The sequence below is a fragment of the uncultured Parasphingopyxis sp. genome, assembly GCF_937129435.1.
GTDB lineage: Bacteria > Pseudomonadota > Alphaproteobacteria > Sphingomonadales > Sphingomonadaceae > Parasphingopyxis.
Window position 1 is genome coordinate 1 of record NZ_CAKZNF010000046.1, and the last position, 15,596, is coordinate 15,596.

The 15,596-nt window shown below is 64.6% G+C and carries 15 protein-coding genes; 6 read left to right on the top strand and 9 right to left on the bottom strand.

What is annotated here, in order from left to right; translation table 11 throughout:
- Positions 1-43 precede the first annotated feature (43 nt).
- Both Q0139_RS08320 and Q0139_RS08325 read right to left on the bottom strand, forming a co-directional pair.
- The gene (locus tag Q0139_RS08320) at positions 44-685 is read right to left on the bottom strand and encodes a ChrR family anti-sigma-E factor (protein ID WP_298020032.1); all 642 of its coding nucleotides are present in this window, start codon (positions 683-685) and stop codon (positions 44-46) included.
- A gap of 4 nt (positions 686-689) precedes the next feature.
- Positions 690-1,316 carry a sigma-70 family RNA polymerase sigma factor gene (locus Q0139_RS08325; RefSeq protein WP_298020035.1) on the bottom strand — a complete coding sequence of 209 codons (627 nt, stop codon included), beginning with the start codon at positions 1,314-1,316 and terminating at the stop codon, positions 690-692.
- A 240-nt stretch (positions 1,317-1,556) separates the two neighbouring features.
- Between Q0139_RS08325 and Q0139_RS08330 the strand changes: the two genes are divergently transcribed.
- A complete protein-coding gene (locus Q0139_RS08330) occupies positions 1,557-1,958 on the top strand; it encodes a glycine zipper 2TM domain-containing protein (protein WP_298020106.1) in 402 nt (133 codons plus the stop codon).
- 227 nt (positions 1,959-2,185) lie between these two features.
- Here Q0139_RS08330 and cobT read toward each other — a convergent pair whose 3' ends face one another.
- The 3 genes from cobT to Q0139_RS08345 all read right to left on the bottom strand — a co-directional run bounded on the left by cobT (position 2,186) and on the right by Q0139_RS08345 (position 5,807).
- Positions 2,186-4,009 carry a cobaltochelatase subunit CobT gene (gene cobT, locus Q0139_RS08335; RefSeq protein WP_298020038.1) on the bottom strand — a complete coding sequence of 608 codons (1,824 nt, stop codon included), beginning with the start codon at positions 4,007-4,009 and terminating at the stop codon, positions 2,186-2,188.
- Positions 4,010-4,015: 6 nt separating this feature from the next.
- On the bottom strand, positions 4,016-5,023 hold the full coding sequence (cobS, locus tag Q0139_RS08340) for a cobaltochelatase subunit CobS (protein WP_298020041.1): 1,008 nt from the start codon (positions 5,021-5,023) through the stop codon (positions 4,016-4,018).
- Between the two features lie 112 nt (positions 5,024-5,135).
- Entirely contained in the window at positions 5,136-5,807 is a 672-nt protein-coding gene (locus Q0139_RS08345) for an HAD family phosphatase (RefSeq protein WP_298020044.1), read from the bottom strand.
- A 64-nt stretch (positions 5,808-5,871) separates the two neighbouring features.
- Between Q0139_RS08345 and Q0139_RS08350 the strand changes: the two genes are divergently transcribed.
- Genes Q0139_RS08350 through Q0139_RS08365 form a run of 4 tightly spaced genes read left to right on the top strand, consistent with a single transcriptional unit; the run spans position 5,872 to position 9,297 of the window.
- Positions 5,872-6,981 (top strand): MlaE family lipid ABC transporter permease subunit, encoded by a 1,110-nt coding sequence (locus Q0139_RS08350; RefSeq protein WP_298020047.1) that lies wholly within the window; start codon positions 5,872-5,874, stop codon positions 6,979-6,981.
- Positions 6,978-7,757: an ABC transporter ATP-binding protein gene (locus tag Q0139_RS08355; protein ID WP_298020050.1), complete on the top strand. Its 780-nt coding sequence runs from the start codon at positions 6,978-6,980 to the stop codon at positions 7,755-7,757. Before Q0139_RS08350 ends, Q0139_RS08355 begins: the two co-directional genes overlap by 4 nt.
- Before the next feature lie 9 nt (positions 7,758-7,766).
- Positions 7,767-8,711, top strand: a complete 945-nt coding sequence (locus Q0139_RS08360) for an MlaD family protein (protein WP_298020053.1) — start codon at positions 7,767-7,769, stop codon at positions 8,709-8,711.
- Positions 8,712-8,721: 10 nt separating this feature from the next.
- On the top strand, positions 8,722-9,297 hold the full coding sequence (locus Q0139_RS08365) for an ABC-type transport auxiliary lipoprotein family protein (protein WP_298020057.1): 576 nt from the start codon (positions 8,722-8,724) through the stop codon (positions 9,295-9,297).
- Positions 9,298-9,309: 12 nt separating this feature from the next.
- Here Q0139_RS08365 and Q0139_RS08370 read toward each other — a convergent pair whose 3' ends face one another.
- Entirely contained in the window at positions 9,310-9,843 is a 534-nt protein-coding gene (locus Q0139_RS08370) for a GNAT family N-acetyltransferase (RefSeq protein ID WP_298020059.1), read from the bottom strand.
- A complete protein-coding gene (gene pepN / locus Q0139_RS08375; RefSeq protein ID WP_298020109.1) occupies positions 9,833-12,436 on the bottom strand; it encodes an aminopeptidase N in 2,604 nt (867 codons plus the stop codon). The genes Q0139_RS08370 and pepN overlap by 11 nt, the downstream gene beginning before the upstream one ends.
- Before the next feature lie 102 nt (positions 12,437-12,538).
- Here pepN and Q0139_RS08380 point away from each other — a divergent pair, with 102 nt between their 5' ends.
- On the top strand, positions 12,539-13,354 hold the full coding sequence (locus Q0139_RS08380; protein WP_298020063.1) for an SDR family oxidoreductase: 816 nt from the start codon (positions 12,539-12,541) through the stop codon (positions 13,352-13,354).
- Positions 13,355-13,450: 96 nt separating this feature from the next.
- On the opposite strand, the gene Q0139_RS08385 is transcribed toward Q0139_RS08380, so the two are convergent.
- Together Q0139_RS08385 and Q0139_RS08390 are read right to left on the bottom strand one after the other, a co-directional pair.
- Positions 13,451-14,512 carry a DMT family transporter gene (locus tag Q0139_RS08385; RefSeq protein ID WP_298020066.1) on the bottom strand — a complete coding sequence of 354 codons (1,062 nt, stop codon included), beginning with the start codon at positions 14,510-14,512 and terminating at the stop codon, positions 13,451-13,453.
- A complete protein-coding gene (locus Q0139_RS08390; protein ID WP_298020111.1) occupies positions 14,509-15,516 on the bottom strand; it encodes a low specificity L-threonine aldolase in 1,008 nt (335 codons plus the stop codon). The genes Q0139_RS08385 and Q0139_RS08390 overlap by 4 nt, the downstream gene beginning before the upstream one ends.
- Positions 15,517-15,596 lie beyond the last annotated feature (80 nt).

Below are 15,596 nucleotides of genomic sequence, written 5' to 3' on the forward strand. Positions count from 1 at the left end.
GGTTCTTTATGTAGTGCCGGAGGTTTCTGTGGTTAGCGAGATTTCAGATCGCAAAGAAAGTCTGCAGGATTCGCGGAACAAACGCACTGAACCGAAGCGGCGCGTCCGTGGCGGCAAGGCAGATGCAATCTTCGCCTTCGTCCGCCATGGGTACATGTTCAAGATCGTCGGTCGCGACCTCGACATCGCCGACATCGAAATGGCCTGTCGAGTCAGAGAACCCGCCCTGCAGCACCATTGTCAGCTCCAGCCCGCCATGGCTGTGCTCAGGCACCGGCCGGCCAGCGGGGATATAGAGCAACCGCGCAGACCCTTCGTTGCCCATGTCCAGAATGCACTGACGCACACCTCCACCGAGCTTCTTCCACTTCGGGGGTTTGCCGGAAAGCGCATCGACCACCGGGCCGGGGTAGATGCCCTGTCGCGACGCCGGCTCGGGTTCCACGTCGATCGCATCATCCAACGCACCCATCACGCGGTCGCGCATACCACCGGACAGCTTTTCTTCTGCCATGCCTTCGAGCACCGCGCCTCCTGCCGCCTGATGCGCCAGCAGATTGGCCCGGCATTCGTCACACATGGAAACATGGCTCGCCACCACCAGCGCGAAGGGGCGCGGCAGGTTTCCGGCGACATAAGCCGCCATGATTGCATCCGGGATATGGTGCGAGATTTGTTCGCTCATCTCTCTACCTCAAATCCTTCAATTCATGCCTCAGCCGTTCCAGACCCAGCCGTATCCGGGATTTGATCGTCCCGAGAGGCAGGCCTGTCGCCTCGGCGATATCACTATGAGTCAGCTCACCAAGGTAAGCCTTCTCGATCATGTCGCGCTGGTCAGGGTTCAGCCGGTCGAGCGCATCGCGCAGCACATCGGTTTCCTGCTCCAACGCAAGAACCTGACCCGCATCGGGCTCGGTCTCTTCCGCTTCCGCCTTGAGCGCCTCCGGCATAGGACGGCCCTCCTTGCGGATGATGTCGATCTGGGCGCCGGACAGGCCGGCTGGGGCGCCATCGGCAAGATCGAGAGTGCCCGAGAGGAAGTGTCCCTGATCGGTGACCATGACGAAGGGGGTGGCATCGATAAAGGCGAGCCCGGAAATGCCGCCGAAATCGGGATCGTCGCTCGTCAGCTCCCAGCCGCCCAGAAAACGCAAGCGACCGACTCTGTCTCGCGAGGCGTTTCGCGCATCGAGCGGAACCGGTTCGGCGCGAATCGCAAACGACGCGTCGATATCCGGCGCATCGCCACGCGACAGGATCAGCGGCGACGCGGCCAGCAGCATGAGCGCCAGGAGCATGACGATGCGGGACATGGCGGGCCTCTAGCAGCCGCTCCTGATGCTCGACAGTGCGAAAACGCGCCAAGCTGAACGGCGGGCAACAAGGGCGTTCAGTTACGGTTCGACATCGGTCCGCCATAAGGCCGTCATGTCGACGAGAACCGGCGTTCGCATGGGGCGGACCAGACGGGCGGCGCCGACCAGAGGCTTGGAGAAATTGAAATGGCTTTGAAGAAATTCACCCTCACCGCCGCCGCTGCCCTTGCCGGCGCAATGCTTATGCCGAGCGCCGCCAGCGCTCAGGGCTATTATGGCGACGGCTATTATGACGGCTACGACAATGGCTATCAGCAGGTCCAGTATCGCGACCGCTATGACCGGCGCTACGATCGCCGGCACGATCGTCGATATGATCGCCGCCGCTATCAGCGCGGAGACTATTACGAGGGCAATCGCGGCTATGCGCGGCGCGGCTATGACGACCGCTATTATCGCGGGCGCTGCCGTGACGAAGGCAATGGCGGCACGATCATCGGCGCCATCGCCGGCGGTCTGCTCGGCCGCGAGATCGGCCGCGACAGCGGACGCTATGGCCGCGGTGACGGAACGGCCGGTGCGATCATCGGCGGCGTAGCCGGCGCCATCGCAGGCCGAGCGATCGACCGCGACTGCTAAGCCGCTCAGGCAAAACCGAAAACATGAACTAGCTCCCGTGTTGCGTACCGGGAGCGAGGGGGCCGGCGCGCGTATCTGCGCCGGCCCCCGAAATTTATCCTCCCCGGAACGGGGAGGGGGACCATGCGCAGCATGGTGGAGGGGCACCAGCCCCTTGGGCGGACCACTGACGCTGGGAGTGCCCCTCCACCGGCTTTGCCGGTCCCCCTCCCCTTGCAGGGGAGGAATTACACCTCCGCGTCGAACAGATCCGCCAGCTGGTCCACCATCGTGCCGCCCAGCTGTTCGGCGTCCATGATCGTGACCGCCTTCTGATAGTAACGCGTCACATCGTGCCCGATGCCGATGGCGACGAGTTCGACGGGCGAACGGTTCTCGATCCAGTCGATCACCTGCCGCAGATGCCGCTCCAGATACGCGCCGCTGTTCACCGACAGCGTCGAATCGTCGACCGGCGCGCCATCGGAAATCACCATCATCACCCGGCGCTCTTCGGGCCGCGCGATGATCCGGTTATGCGCCCAGAGCAGCGCCTCGCCGTCGATATTTTCTTTCAGCAACCCCTCGCGCATCATCAGGCCGAGCGACTTGCGCGCGCGGCGCCAAGGTTCGTCGGCTTTCTTGTAGATGATGTGGCGCAGGTCGTTGAGCCGGCCGGGATGCGCGGGGCGCTCGTCGGCCAGCCATTGCTCGCGCGCCTGCCCGCCCTTCCACGCCCGCGTCGTGAAACCCAATATCTCGGTCTTGACGCCCACGCGTTCCAGCGTGCGGGCCATGATGTCGGCGCTGATCGCGGCGATCGAGATCGGCCGCCCGCGCATCGAACCCGAATTGTCGATCAGCAGAGTCACCACCGTGTCGCGGAACTCGGTATCGCGCTCGATCTTGTAGGACAGCGAATGCGTCGGGTTGACGACGACGCGTGAGAGGCGCGCGGCATCGAGCAGCCCCTCCTCCTGGTCGAAATCCCAGCTGCGCGATTGCTGCGCCATCAATTTGCGCTGCAGCCGGTTGGCGAGCTTGGTGACCGCGCCCTGCAGATGGACGAGCTGCTGGTCGAGATAGGCGCGCAGCCGCATGAGCTCGTCATCGTCGCACAGTTCGGTGGCTTCGATCACCTCGTCATATTTGGTCGTATAGGCCTTGTATTCGAATTGCGGCGGCAGGTCGCTGAACGGGCGGTTGGGGCGGACGGGCAGCATGCCTTCCTCGCCATCCTCGCCGGCATCGCCATCCATCTCGTCGAAATCGTCGGACTGTTCGCCTTCGCCGTCTTCGCTTTCCTCGTCGGATTGCTCGGCGCGTGCATCGACCTGGCTGTCGGCGCCGGCATCGCCGTCCTCGCCCTCGTCTTCGTCGCCCTCGCCGGGATCCTCGCCCTCGTCCTCATCGCCGGTATCTTCCCCGTCATCGGGGTCGATATCGCCTTCGGTGAGTTCGAGGTCCTCAAGCAGCCGCGTCGCGAGTTCGGCGAAACCCTTCTGGTCGTCGACGAGCATTTCGAGCGCGTCTAGATCGGCACCGCCCTTCTCCTCGATCCATTCGCGGACGAGCTCGACGCCAAGCTGCGCGTTCGCGGGGACCGCTTCGCCCGTCAGCCGTTCGCGCACCATCAGCGACAGCGCCGAGGCGAGCGGAACCTCGTCTCGCGTGCGAGCCTTCGAAATCGGGTCGGACTTGAGCCGCATCGAGAGCGCCTCGGCGAGATTGCCCCGGACGCCCGTATAGTTGCGCGACCCCAGCGCCTCGACCCGCGCCTTTTCGATCGCGTCGAAGACCGAGCGCGCCACCGCCTCGTTCGGCCGCCCCGAAGCGTGAAGCGCATCGTCGTGATAGCGCAGCATCAGCGCCGCCGCATCGGCAAAGCCCCGCGCCTCTGCCACCTGATCGGCGGGCATGTTGCGCGACGGCATCGGTACCTTGATGTGCCGGCCGTTCGAATTCGGCGCATCGGCGGTAAAGGCGAGTTCTACCTCCGGCTCGCGCGACATCGCCCGCGCCGCACCGGCCAGGGCGGCCTTCAGGACATCGAGAGGATTTTCGTCGGCCACTTCGCCCTATTCGACGCTTCCCACCACGCTCTCCGGCAAATCCTTCCCGAATACGCGCTGATAGTACTCTGCCACCAGCGGGCGTTCCATCTCGTCGCATTTGTTGAGGAAGGACAGGCGGAAGGCGAAGCCGATATCGCCGAAGATCGTCGTGTTCTGCGCCCAGGTGATCACGGTGCGGGGCGACATCACGGTTGAGATATCGCCGGCCATAAAGCCTTGGCGCGTCAGATCGGCAACCTTGACCATGTCCTCGACCGTCTTGTGGCCGTCGGCGCTATCGAACGTCTCGTTCTTCGCGAGGACGATCTTCGCTTCGGTCGCGGCGGGGAGATAGTTGAGCGTGACGACGATGTTCCAGCGGTCCATCTGGCCCTGGTTGATCTGCTGCGTGCCGTGATAAAGGCCCGTCGTGTCGCCGAGCCCGACGGTGTTCGAGGTCGCGAACAGCCGGAAATATTTGTTGGGGCGGATGACGCGGTTCTGGTCGAGCAGCGTCAGCTTGCCCTCGACCTCGAGCACGCGCTGGATCACGAACATCACATCGGGGCGGCCCGCATCATATTCGTCGAAGACGAGCGCGGTCGGCGTCTGCAGCGCCCAAGGGAGCAGCCCCTCGCGGAATTCGGTGACCTGCTGACCGTCGCGCAGCACGATCGCGTCGCGGCCGACAAGATCGATGCGGCTGATATGCGAATCGAGGTTGATCCGCACGCACGGCCAGTTCAGCCGCGCCGCCACCTGTTCGATATGCGTCGACTTGCCGGTGCCGTGATAGCCCTGGATCATGACGCGCCGGTTGAACGCGAAGCCCGCCGCGATGGCCAGCGTCGTATCGGGATCGAAAACGTATGATTCGTCGCGATCGGGCACGCGCTCGTCGGCCTCGCTGAAGGCGGGCACTTCCATGTCCGAATCGATGCCGAACATCTCGCGGACCTTCACCATCTTGTCGGGCGCATCCATCACCGTGTCGGTGCGGCTGTCGGGCTGGGTATTGGGGATCGTCGCCATGAATTCGTGTCTTTCCGTTCGGATTCGCAACTGTAACTAGGGGAGGGGCGCGTTGCACTCAAATTTTGCGATGCAGCAGGGGGAATTGGTCTGACCATAAACCACCTCTTCCTCACCCCCAGGCAATCACCCTCCATCCCGCCTTTTCCGCGATCTTCCGCAGCTTCGACGTCGGATTGGTCGCCACCGGCTCATGCGCGATTTCGAACACCGGCATGTCGCTTTCGCTGTCGGAATAGAAGCGGATATCGTCCTGTTCGGGGTCGATCTGCTGCTGCTCCATCCAGGCGCGGATGAGCCCGAGCTTGCCGGTGGAATAGCAGTTCTCGCCGTCGATCCGCGCAAGGATTTCGCCGTCCTCGCCCCGCATGCTGCCGGTCGCGATGACGTCGTCGAACCCCAGCCGCCGGGCCAGCGGTACGACATAAAAGGAATAGGAGGCCGAGGCCATGGCGAGCCGGCGCCCTTCCGCCTTGTCGGCGGCGATTGTCGCGAAGGCCTGGGCATGGATATTTTCGTGCAGCGTCTTGTCGGCGAAACTCTCACCGATCTCGACCAACCGGGCGGCGGGGATGGCGTGCCCCAGCAGCAGATGCTGGTTGACTTCCTTGAGCCGCGCACGCGAGACGAGGCCGAAGACATAGCCGATCGATACGATGACAAGGACGGGCAGAAAGAGCAGCCGCTTCTTGTCGAGTCTCCACGCCGCATGCAGCAGGAACGGCAGATAAGTGGGCCGCCGGGTGATCGTGCGATCGAGATCGTAGAGCGCGATTCGGGTCATTCCGGCGACCATAGCATCGTCTAACCGCTTGCCGAGCACCGAATTTCCCCGCAAAAGGCGCGCAATGGAAGGACAGGCGGATTTCACCGAGCGCGAGACGAACGGCGAGACCGTCCTGCATTTCACGGGGCGGCTCACCGTGGCGCGGATCGGTGATCTCGACGATCGGCTGACCGACATGGCCATCCGGCCGGCCAAAGCCGACATTTCCGAGGTCGAGCGTGTCGACACCGTCGGCGCCTGGATCCTGCACAAGCTGAAACGCGACTACGGCACGAAAATCGTCGGCGCCTCGAACAATGCCGAGCGGCTGATCGATCAGGTCGCCAGCGCGGACGAGATCGTCCAGGTGCGGCCCGACGAAGGCAGCGCCTTTTCGCGCACGCTGGCGCGGATCGGCGCCGGCACGATGGAAGGGTTCGGCAGCCTGCGCGGCCTGCTCGCCTTTTTCGGCGGGCTGTGCATCGCCATCGGCAATGTCTTCGCCAATCCCCGGCGGTTCCGGTTCAATGCGGTCGTACAGCGCTTCGAAACCGTCGGCGTGTCCTCGCTCGGTATTATCGGGCTGATGAGCTTCCTGATCGGCATCGTGATTGCGCAACAGGGCGCGGTCCAGCTGCGCCAGTTCGGCGCCGAGGTGTTCACGATCAACCTGGTCGGCCGGATCACGATGCGCGAACTCGGCGTTCTGATGACCGCGATCATGGTCGCCGGGCGTTCGGGCAGCGCGTTCGCCGCGCAGCTGGGTTCGATGAAACTCGCCGAGGAAGTCGATGCGATGCGGACGATCGGCGTACCACCGATGGAATCGCTGGTGCTGCCGCGCGTGCTGGCGACGACGCTGCTGATGCCGTTGCTCGGTTTTTATGCCGCGCTGGTGATGATCATGGGCGGCGGACTGCTTTGCTGGGTCAGCCTCGGCATCCCGCCCGACACCTTCATCCAGCGCATCCGCGAAGTCGTGCCGATGACCGATCTTTATGTCGGCCTGATCAAGGCCCCGGTCTTCGGGTTCATCATCGGGCTGACCGGCTGTTTCCAGGGCATGCAGGTCGAGGGCAACAACGAGGAAGTCGGTCTCAAGACGACCGCCGCCGTTGTCCAGGCGATCTTCCTCGTCATCGTGCTCGATGCCTTTTTCGCCGTCTTCTTCTCTTCGATCGGCTGGGTATGAGCGACGAGACGGTCATCACGGTGCGCGGCCTGCGCAATGCGTTCGGCGAGCAGGTCGTGCACGAAAGTCTCGATCTCGATCTGTATCGGGGCGAGATTCTCGGCGTGGTCGGCGGCTCGGGCACCGGCAAGTCGGTGCTGATGCGATCGATCATCGGCCTGCAACAGCCCGAAGAGGGCGAGATCGAAATTCTCGGCCAGAATGTCGCCGAAGCGAATGAGAGCGAATATCTCGACCTGCGCCGCCGATGGGGCGTGTTGTTCCAGAACGGCGCGCTGTTCTCGACGCTGACGGTTGCCGAAAATGTGCAGGTCCCGCTGCGCGAATTTTACAAGGATCTCGACGAGGAACTGCTCGACGAGATCGCGTCCTACAAGATCGTCATGTCGGGGCTTCCCGTGGAGGCGGCGCCGAAATTCCCGTCCGAACTGTCGGGCGGCATGCGCAAGCGCGCGGGGATCGCCCGGGCGCTGGCGCTCGATCCGCCGCTTCTGTTCCTCGACGAACCGACGGCCGGGCTCGATCCGATCGGCGCCGCCGCCTTCGACCAGCTGATCCTCGATTTGAAGGAATCGCTCGATCTCACCGTCTTCCTGATCACCCACGACCTCGACACGCTCTATGCGATTTGCGACCGTGTCGCGGTGCTGGCCGACAAAAAGGTGATCGCCGACGGCACGATCGACGAACTGCTTGCCACCGATCACCCCTGGATACAGGAATATTTTGACGGCCCGCGCGCCCGTGCCGCGCTTCACGCGAAGGAGCGCAACTAGGAAAGCCTTATGGAAAACCGTTCCAACCAGATCCTCGTCGGCAGCGTCGTGCTCGTGCTCATCACCGCGCTCGTGCTGTTCACCGTCTGGCTGTCGAACCTCGGCGGCAGCGACGACAAGCCCTATGACATCTTCTTCTCGCAAAGCGTCGAAGGGCTCGCGCGCGGCTCGGGCGTCACCTATTCGGGCGTGCCCGTCGGTCAGATCGAAGAGATCTCGCTGATGCCGGACAATCCCGAATTCGTCCGCGTCCGCATCCGGGTGCGGGAGAACACGCCCATTCTCGAAGGCACAAGGGCGTCGATCGAGGGCATCGGCTTTACCGGCGTTTCGCAGATTACGCTCGACGGCGGCGTGCAGGGTGCGGCGGCGATCGACGATATCGGACCGGCCGGCGCCCCGGTGATCCCGACGCGGCCCGGTGCGTTCGGCGAGATTCTGAACAGCGCGCCGCGATTGCTCGAACGGTTATCGACGCTGACCGAGCGGCTGACCGAATTGCTCTCCGACAGGAACCAGAATTCGATCGCCGCGATCCTCGACAATACCGAGCGGCTGACGGCGGAGCTGGCCGCGCGCGGCGAGGATATCTCGGCGACACTCGCCGATACCCGCATCGCGATCCGGCAGGTCGGCAATGCGACCGAGGAAATCGGGCAGCTCGCCAACACGACCGACGGCCTGCTCAACGACGAGGGCCGCGCCGTGCTGCGCGACCTGCAGCGTACCGTTGCCTCGGCGGAATCGAGCATGGCGGCGCTGGAGCGCACCGTTGCCGCGGCCGAGCCGGGTCTCAATACGTTCTCGGAGCGAACTGTGCCCGAAATCGGTGCGCTTGTGCGCGACCTGCGCGAAACATCCTCGTCAATGCGCGAACTTTCCGACCGGTTGAACCGCGAGGGTGCAAGCTCGCTGGTCGGTTCGCCGAGCCTTCCCGATTATGAGCCGCAATAAGGGGCCGATGATGAAACGCATGCTTTTTCCCGTCGCCGCGCTGGTCGCGCTTTCCGGCTGTCTCAGCTTCGGCGAGGACCCGCCGCCCTTCCTGATGACCCTGACCGCCGATACGCAGGTCGAGGCCGGCGCCACGCGCAGTGCAGGGATCGGCCAGGCGATCACGATCGAAAAGCCCGACGTCCCGCAGGCGCTCGTCACCAACCGGTTGCCGGTGACGACGAGCGACACCTCGATCGCCTATCTGCAGAACGCGCTCTGGGTCGATACCCCGAACGAATTGCTGCGCGCATTGCTGGCCGAGGTGACGGCGGCGCGAACCGGACGCGTGGTGCTCGATCCGTCGCAATATCATGCCGACCCCGGCACGGTCGTGACCGGTCAGCTCCAGCGCTTCGGCCTCGACGCGCGGACGCGGCAGGTGGTGATCGTTTACGATGCGCAGCTCAACGGTGAAGGCGGTGTCCGAACCCGGCGCTTCGAGCAGCGCGAACCCGTGGCCGCAGAAGACGCAGGTTCCGTGGCCAACGCGCTCAACCGCGCGGCAAACCGGCTCGCGATCGAATTTTCCGACTGGATCGCGTGAGGAACGTCCAGGCTACCAGGGCTTGCCCAGCATATCGATCGTCCCGCGTTCGGGCGCCACTTCGGTGCCGTCGCGCAGCATGACGCCCATATAGGGGAAGGGGCGGCGGCGCCCGCGTTCCTCGACGATCGTCTCGCCTTCGAAAACGCCCCAACCGCGATGGGCGTAGAAGTCCACATTATGCGGCTCGACGAAAATCAGGCTGAAGGCCGGCGCGATATCGGCGGCGATCGCGGCATTGGCTTCGTCCAGCACCTGCGTCGAATAACCCCGACATTGATGATCGGGATGCGTCATCACGCCGCCAATCCCCGCAATCGCCTTGGGCGCGCCATCCAGCGCGATCTTGCGCCGGTGGATTCCCGCGCAGGAAACGAAGCGTTCGTCTAGCCATCCCAGCACCCATCGTTCGGCATGCGCCCATTCCACCTCATGCCATGCGACATGCGCCATCTTTTCCGGCGTGTAGACGACCGGCTCGAGCCGCGCGACCTCGGGATAGGCCGATGCCGCGTCGCGGCACTCGATCCGCAAGTCAGCCGCCAAGGCTTTTCGACGCCTGTTCGTAGACGTCCTTCGACAAATTTGGCGCTTCGAGGATGCGTTCGAGCTCGGCGCGCATCATCGCGGCGCGGTCCTCGTCGAACCGGCGCCAACGCCCGAGCGGGGGGAGGAGACGCGCGGCCGTCTGCGGATTGATCTTGTCGGTCTTCAGTATGATGTCCGCCATGAAGCGATAGCCCGCGCCCGTCGCGACATGGAAGGCGCGCTGGTTGGCGCCGAAGGCGCTCGCCACGGCGCGCAGCCGGTTCGGGTTCTCGAAGGTGAAGTCGGCGTGCTGGATCAGCTCCGCCACCGCCTGCGCGGTGTCGTCGCGCGTCGAAAGCGCCTGGACGGAGAACCATTTGTCGAGGACGAGCGCGTCGGAACGATAGCGATTGTAGAAGATGTCGAGCGCCGCCACCCGTTCGGGCGCATCGCCATTGGCCAGCACGCCGAGCGCGCCGTAGCGATCGGTCATGTTGTCCGCGCCCTCGAACTGGTCGAATGCCAGTTTTGGCGCATCCTTGGCCCCTCTTGCCGCGATATAGCCGAGCGCCACCGTACGCAGGCGGCGCAGGCCCTTGGCCGCCGGCGTGAACTCGAAGGCGTTGGCGCTGGTTGCGGCATAGGCGGCGCGCCATTCGGCCTCGAGCGATGTGCCGATGTCGCGGCGCAGTGCCTCGCGCGCCGCATGGATCGCGTCCGGCGCGACGGTTTGCATCTGGTCGCCGATGAAACTCTCGCTGGGCAGCAAAACGGCCTCGGCGATGAAGGCGCGGTCGAGCGCGTCGTCGCCGAGCGTCCGGCGGACGGCTTCGATCACAGGCTTGTGATCGGGTCGTTTGCCCGAAACGACATCGATGATCGTCTCGACCATCAGCTGCTGCATCGCCTCGTAACGCGCGAAGGGATCGTCGTCATGCGCGGAGAGAAAGGCGAGATCGTCCGGCGCGCGGTTGCCCTCGATCGTGACCGGTGCCGAAAAGCCGCGGTTGATCGAAAGGATCGGTCGTTCGCCCACGCCCTCGAAGACGATTTCCTCGGCCGGGTCGGTCAGCATGACGAGCCGCTCCTGCGCGATCGCATCGCCGCTCTCTTCGCCGAAAAGAGCCAGTTTGAGCGGGATCGCCATCGGATCCTTGTGCGGCTGGCCCGGTGTCGGCGGCAGTTTCTGTTCGAGCGTCAGCGTCGCGCGCGACGTTGCGGGTTCGTGGGAGAGGGCGGCGCGCACGCGCGGCGTGCCGGCCTGGCTGTACCAGAGGCGGAATTGCGAGAGATCGGCGTCATTCGCGTCCTCCATCGCGGTCACGAAATCCTCGCAGGTCGCGGCCTCGCCGTCATGGCGCTCGAAATAGAGGTCGCTGCCTTTGCGGAAGCCGTCTTCGCCGAGGATCGTCTTCATCATCCGGATGAGTTCGGCGCCCTTGTTGTAGACGGTCGCGGTGTAGAAGTTCGAAATCTCGATATAGCTTTCGGGGCGAACCGGGTGCGCAAGCGGCCCCGCATCTTCCGGGAACTGGGCGGCGCGCAGCGCGCGCACATCGCCGATCCGCGCGACCGCTTCGGAGCCGTGATCGGAAGAGAAGCTCTGGTCGCGAAAGACGGTGAAGCCTTCCTTCAACGACAATTGGAACCAGTCGCGACAGGTGACGCGGTTGCCCGACCAGTTGTGGAAATATTCGTGCGCGACGACGCCGGCGATGGCGTCGAAATCGGCATCGGTCGCCGTGTCCGGATCGGCGAGGATGTAGCGCGAGTTGAAGATGTTGAGCGACTTGTTCTCCATCGCGCCGAAATTGAAATCGGCGACGGCGACGATGTTGAACTGGCCCAGATCATATTCGCGGCCATAGGTCTGCTCGTCCCAGGCCATCGAATCCTTGAGCGCCTGCATCGCATGTTCGGTCTTGGGCAGGTCCGCCTCGCGCACCCAGATGGCGAGATCGACGGGCTTGCCCGACACCGTCGTGAAGCTGTCGCGGTTGGCGGCGAGATCGCCGGCGACGAGCGCGAACAGGTAACAGGGTTTTAGCCACGGATCCTCCCAACGCGCCCAATGGCGGCCGCCTTCGGCCGTGCCGCTGTCGACGCAATCGCCGTTCGACAGCAGCACCGGGAATGTCGCCTTTTCCGCCTCCAGCCGCACCGAATAGCGCGACAGCACATCGGGCCGGTCGGGAAAGAAGGTAATCCGGCGAAAGCCCTCGGCCTCGCATTGGGTGCAGAAGATCCCGCCCGAAACGTAAAGCCCCATCAGCTGCGTGTTGGCCTTGGGCGAAATCTCGACGAGCGTTTCCAGCTCGGCCGTATCGCCCGCGACCGGAATGATCAGCTTTTCCTCGGTCAGCTCGTAATCGCCCGCAGCCAAGTCCCGCCCGTCGAGCTTGATCTCGCGCAGCTTCAGCTCCTCGCCATCGAGCGCGATCGGTTCGTCATGGTCGCCGGTCCGTTCGAGCCGCAAACGTGTCCGGACCAACGTCACGTCGGGATCGAGGCTGAAATCGAGCGATATCTCCGGGATCTGCCATGCCGGCGCGCGATAGTCCTTGCGGAAGATCGTCGGCGGGTGTTCCGGCGAAACGGCCTGGTCGGCCATGGCGGGATTGGCGAGCGGCTCGCCCGGTGCATTCTGGATATCGGCCATCCAGCCTAGCTAGGCCCGCTCCCCTTGCCCCGCAATATGCGCTAGGCGGCGAGTATGACGAAGATGCTGATATTCGGGCTGGGCTATACGGCCGGGCGGCTTGCGGACAGGCTGCGCGCGCAGGGCTGGAGCGTGACCGCGACCGGGAGCAAGGGCGATCTCGATTTCGCCGATGCCGAGGCGGTCAATCTGGCGATCGGGGAGGCGACGCACATTCTCTCCTCGGTCCCGCCCGACCGGGAAAGCGGCGCGGACCCGGTGCTCGAAGCCTATGGCCGGGCTTTGGCGACCGCGCCCGCGCGCTGGATCGGCTATATCTCCTCGACCGGCGTCTATGGCGACACCGGCGGCGCATGGGTCGACGAGAGCGCGGCGATCGGGACGGGACGGCGCGAGGCGCGATCGGATGCCGACGCGGCGTGGCAGGAGTTGCGCAACGATATCAGCGTCTTCCGCCTGCCCGGCATTTACGGCCCGGGCCGATCGGTGCTCGATCGGATCAGGGCGGGCAAGGCGCACCGGATTGACCTGCCGGGGCAGGTGTTCAGCCGCGTCCATGTCGACGATATCGTGTCCGGGATCATGGCCGGATTGGAAGGAGGGCACGGCGTCTACAATCTGTCCGACGACCTGCCCGCATCGCACAATGAAGTCACCGAATATGGCTGCAAGCTCCTCGGCATCGACCCGCCGCCGCTGCAGACGATGGACGAGGCCGGGCTGAGCGAGATGGCGCGCGGCTTCTATGCCGAGAACCGGCGCGTTGCGAACGGCAAGGCGAAGCGGGTGCTGGGGTGGTCGCCGCGATATCCGGACTATCGACAGGGGTTACGGGCGGTGCTGGAGGCGGAGAAAGACACCGCCATCTAAAGCGCCGTTAGCCCTGAGCCTGTCGAGGGGCGTCTCGCAAAAGGAGAGGCGGGCTTCGACAAGCTCAGCCCTATCCGAGCCGGGTGAGGCGTTTCATCAGGTAGCCGGTAACCTCGGGCCTCTCGGCCGCCGCGCCTGTGTCGCAATGAGCAGCCCCGCCAGTGCCAGCACTGCCCCGCCGCCCGCCAGCAACGACCAGCGATAGCCTTCGAACGCCGTCGACAGCGCCATGGCGACCACAGGTACGATGACACCGCTATAGGCCGCCTGCCCCGCGCCGATTTCGCGGATCATGCCGAAATAGAGCGGGAAGGTGACGGCCGAACCGATGACGCCGAGATAGAGGATGCCGGCGATATAGCTTGGCCTCGGATCGAAGACCGGTGGCCCGGCCGTGGCGCTCGCGAACAGCGCATTGGCGCACATGCCCCAGAACATCGCCCAGGCGAGCAGGCTGAGGATCGGATAGGCTTTCGGGCCGTCCGTCGCCTGCAGAACATTGGCGATCGACGCGGCGAGGATACCGCCGACGGTGAAGACGATCCCGATCCCGATCATCGCGCCCGTCACCTCGACCTGCCGGTATTCCTGCACGAACAGCAGCACGATTCCTGCGGCAGCGATGGCCGAACCGGCGAGGAAGGCCGGGGTGATCCGCTGACCCAGGAAGATCCGGCCGAGGATGGCGTTGGGCACCATCAGCAGCGCGAACATGACCGCGACCAGGCCCGATGTGATGTAGAGTTCCGCGCGGTAGACGAAATTGAAGTTGCAGGCGAATTGCGAAATGCCGAGCAGTATCGCCCAGAATTGCCCGCGCCTGTCGAGCATCAGCGGCAGACGGCGGATCGCGACGAGCGCGAACATCGCCGCGCTGCCCGCCATGAACCGATAGGTGACCGACCATGTCGGCGGGACGGTGGCGAGCTGGTCCTTGATGACGAGCCAGGTCGATCCCCAGATCAGCGAGACGAGCAGGAAGGCGGCGAGAATACGCGGCGTCCAGAGCGATAGTTCCTCCCCGGTACGGGGAGGTGGCAGCCCGGAGGGCTGACGGAGAGGGTACTCCTCTCTGGGATGCGCTTGCGGCGAACCCCCTCCACCGTGCTGGGCACGGTCCCCCTCCCCGTTCCGGGGAGGAATGGTGTCGTCGTTCATAAGGCGGCGATAGCCTGCGCCAGAGGGTCGATATCCTCGGGCGTGCGATCGTAGCTGATCACCAGCCGCGCCTCTCCCTCGGCCCAATCATAGAAATCAAATCCCCTCGCACGCAGCGATGCCGCCTCGTCCGCGGACAGTTTCACGAAGACTTCGTTCGCCTGTACCGGATAGACCAGCCGATCGCCCGCCGCCTCGGCAATCGCCGTTGCGCCGGCATTCGCGGCCCGGCCGTTTTCCAGCCAAAGGTCGTCTTCCAGCATCGCCAGAATCTGCGCCGCCAGATAGCGGCCTTTGGAAAGCAGGTGCCCACCACGCTTGCGCCGGAAGCCGATCTCCGCCGCCTTCTCCCGCGCGTCGCCGAACAGGACGATTGCTTCCGCCGACATCCCGCCATTCTTGACGAAACCGAAGGAGAGCGCGTCGACGCCCGCGCGCCAGGTCACGTCAGCAGGCGCACAGCCCAGATGCGCGATCGCATTGGCAAAACGCGCACCGTCCATATGGAAACCCCAGCCATGCGCCTTTGCGACATCGCCGAGCGCGGCGACCTCGTCGGGCGAATAGACCATGCCATATTCGCTCGCCTGGGTGATCGAGAGAGCGTGGATCGGCGTCTGGTGGACATCCCCGCGCATCCGCCCCGCCATCCGCTCGACTTCGTCCGGCGCCAGCTTCGCGCCGTCCCCGCTGCCGAGCAGAAGCGTCGCGCCGCCGGTGTAGAAGCCCGGTGCGCCGCATTCGTCGATCTGGATATGCGCCTCTTCATGGCAGACGATCGCGCCATAGGGCGGGCAAAGCGCCGCTAGCGCCAGCGAATTCGCCGCCGTTCCCGTCGCCACCCAGAGCGCCGACACATCGGTCTCGAACACCTCGCCCATCGCTGCATCGAGCTTCGCGCTCCACGCATCGCCATCATAGGCGGTGTCGAGCCGGTTCGCGGCGGCGATCACGTCGAGCACGGGCTGGCAGGCGGGGGCGGCATTGTCGGAGAAGAAGCGCATGGCGTGGCGTTTGCGGCGCATATCGGGACAAATCAAGCGTCGCCGCGACGGCAACCCGTCGTCATCCCGCGCGTTGATGC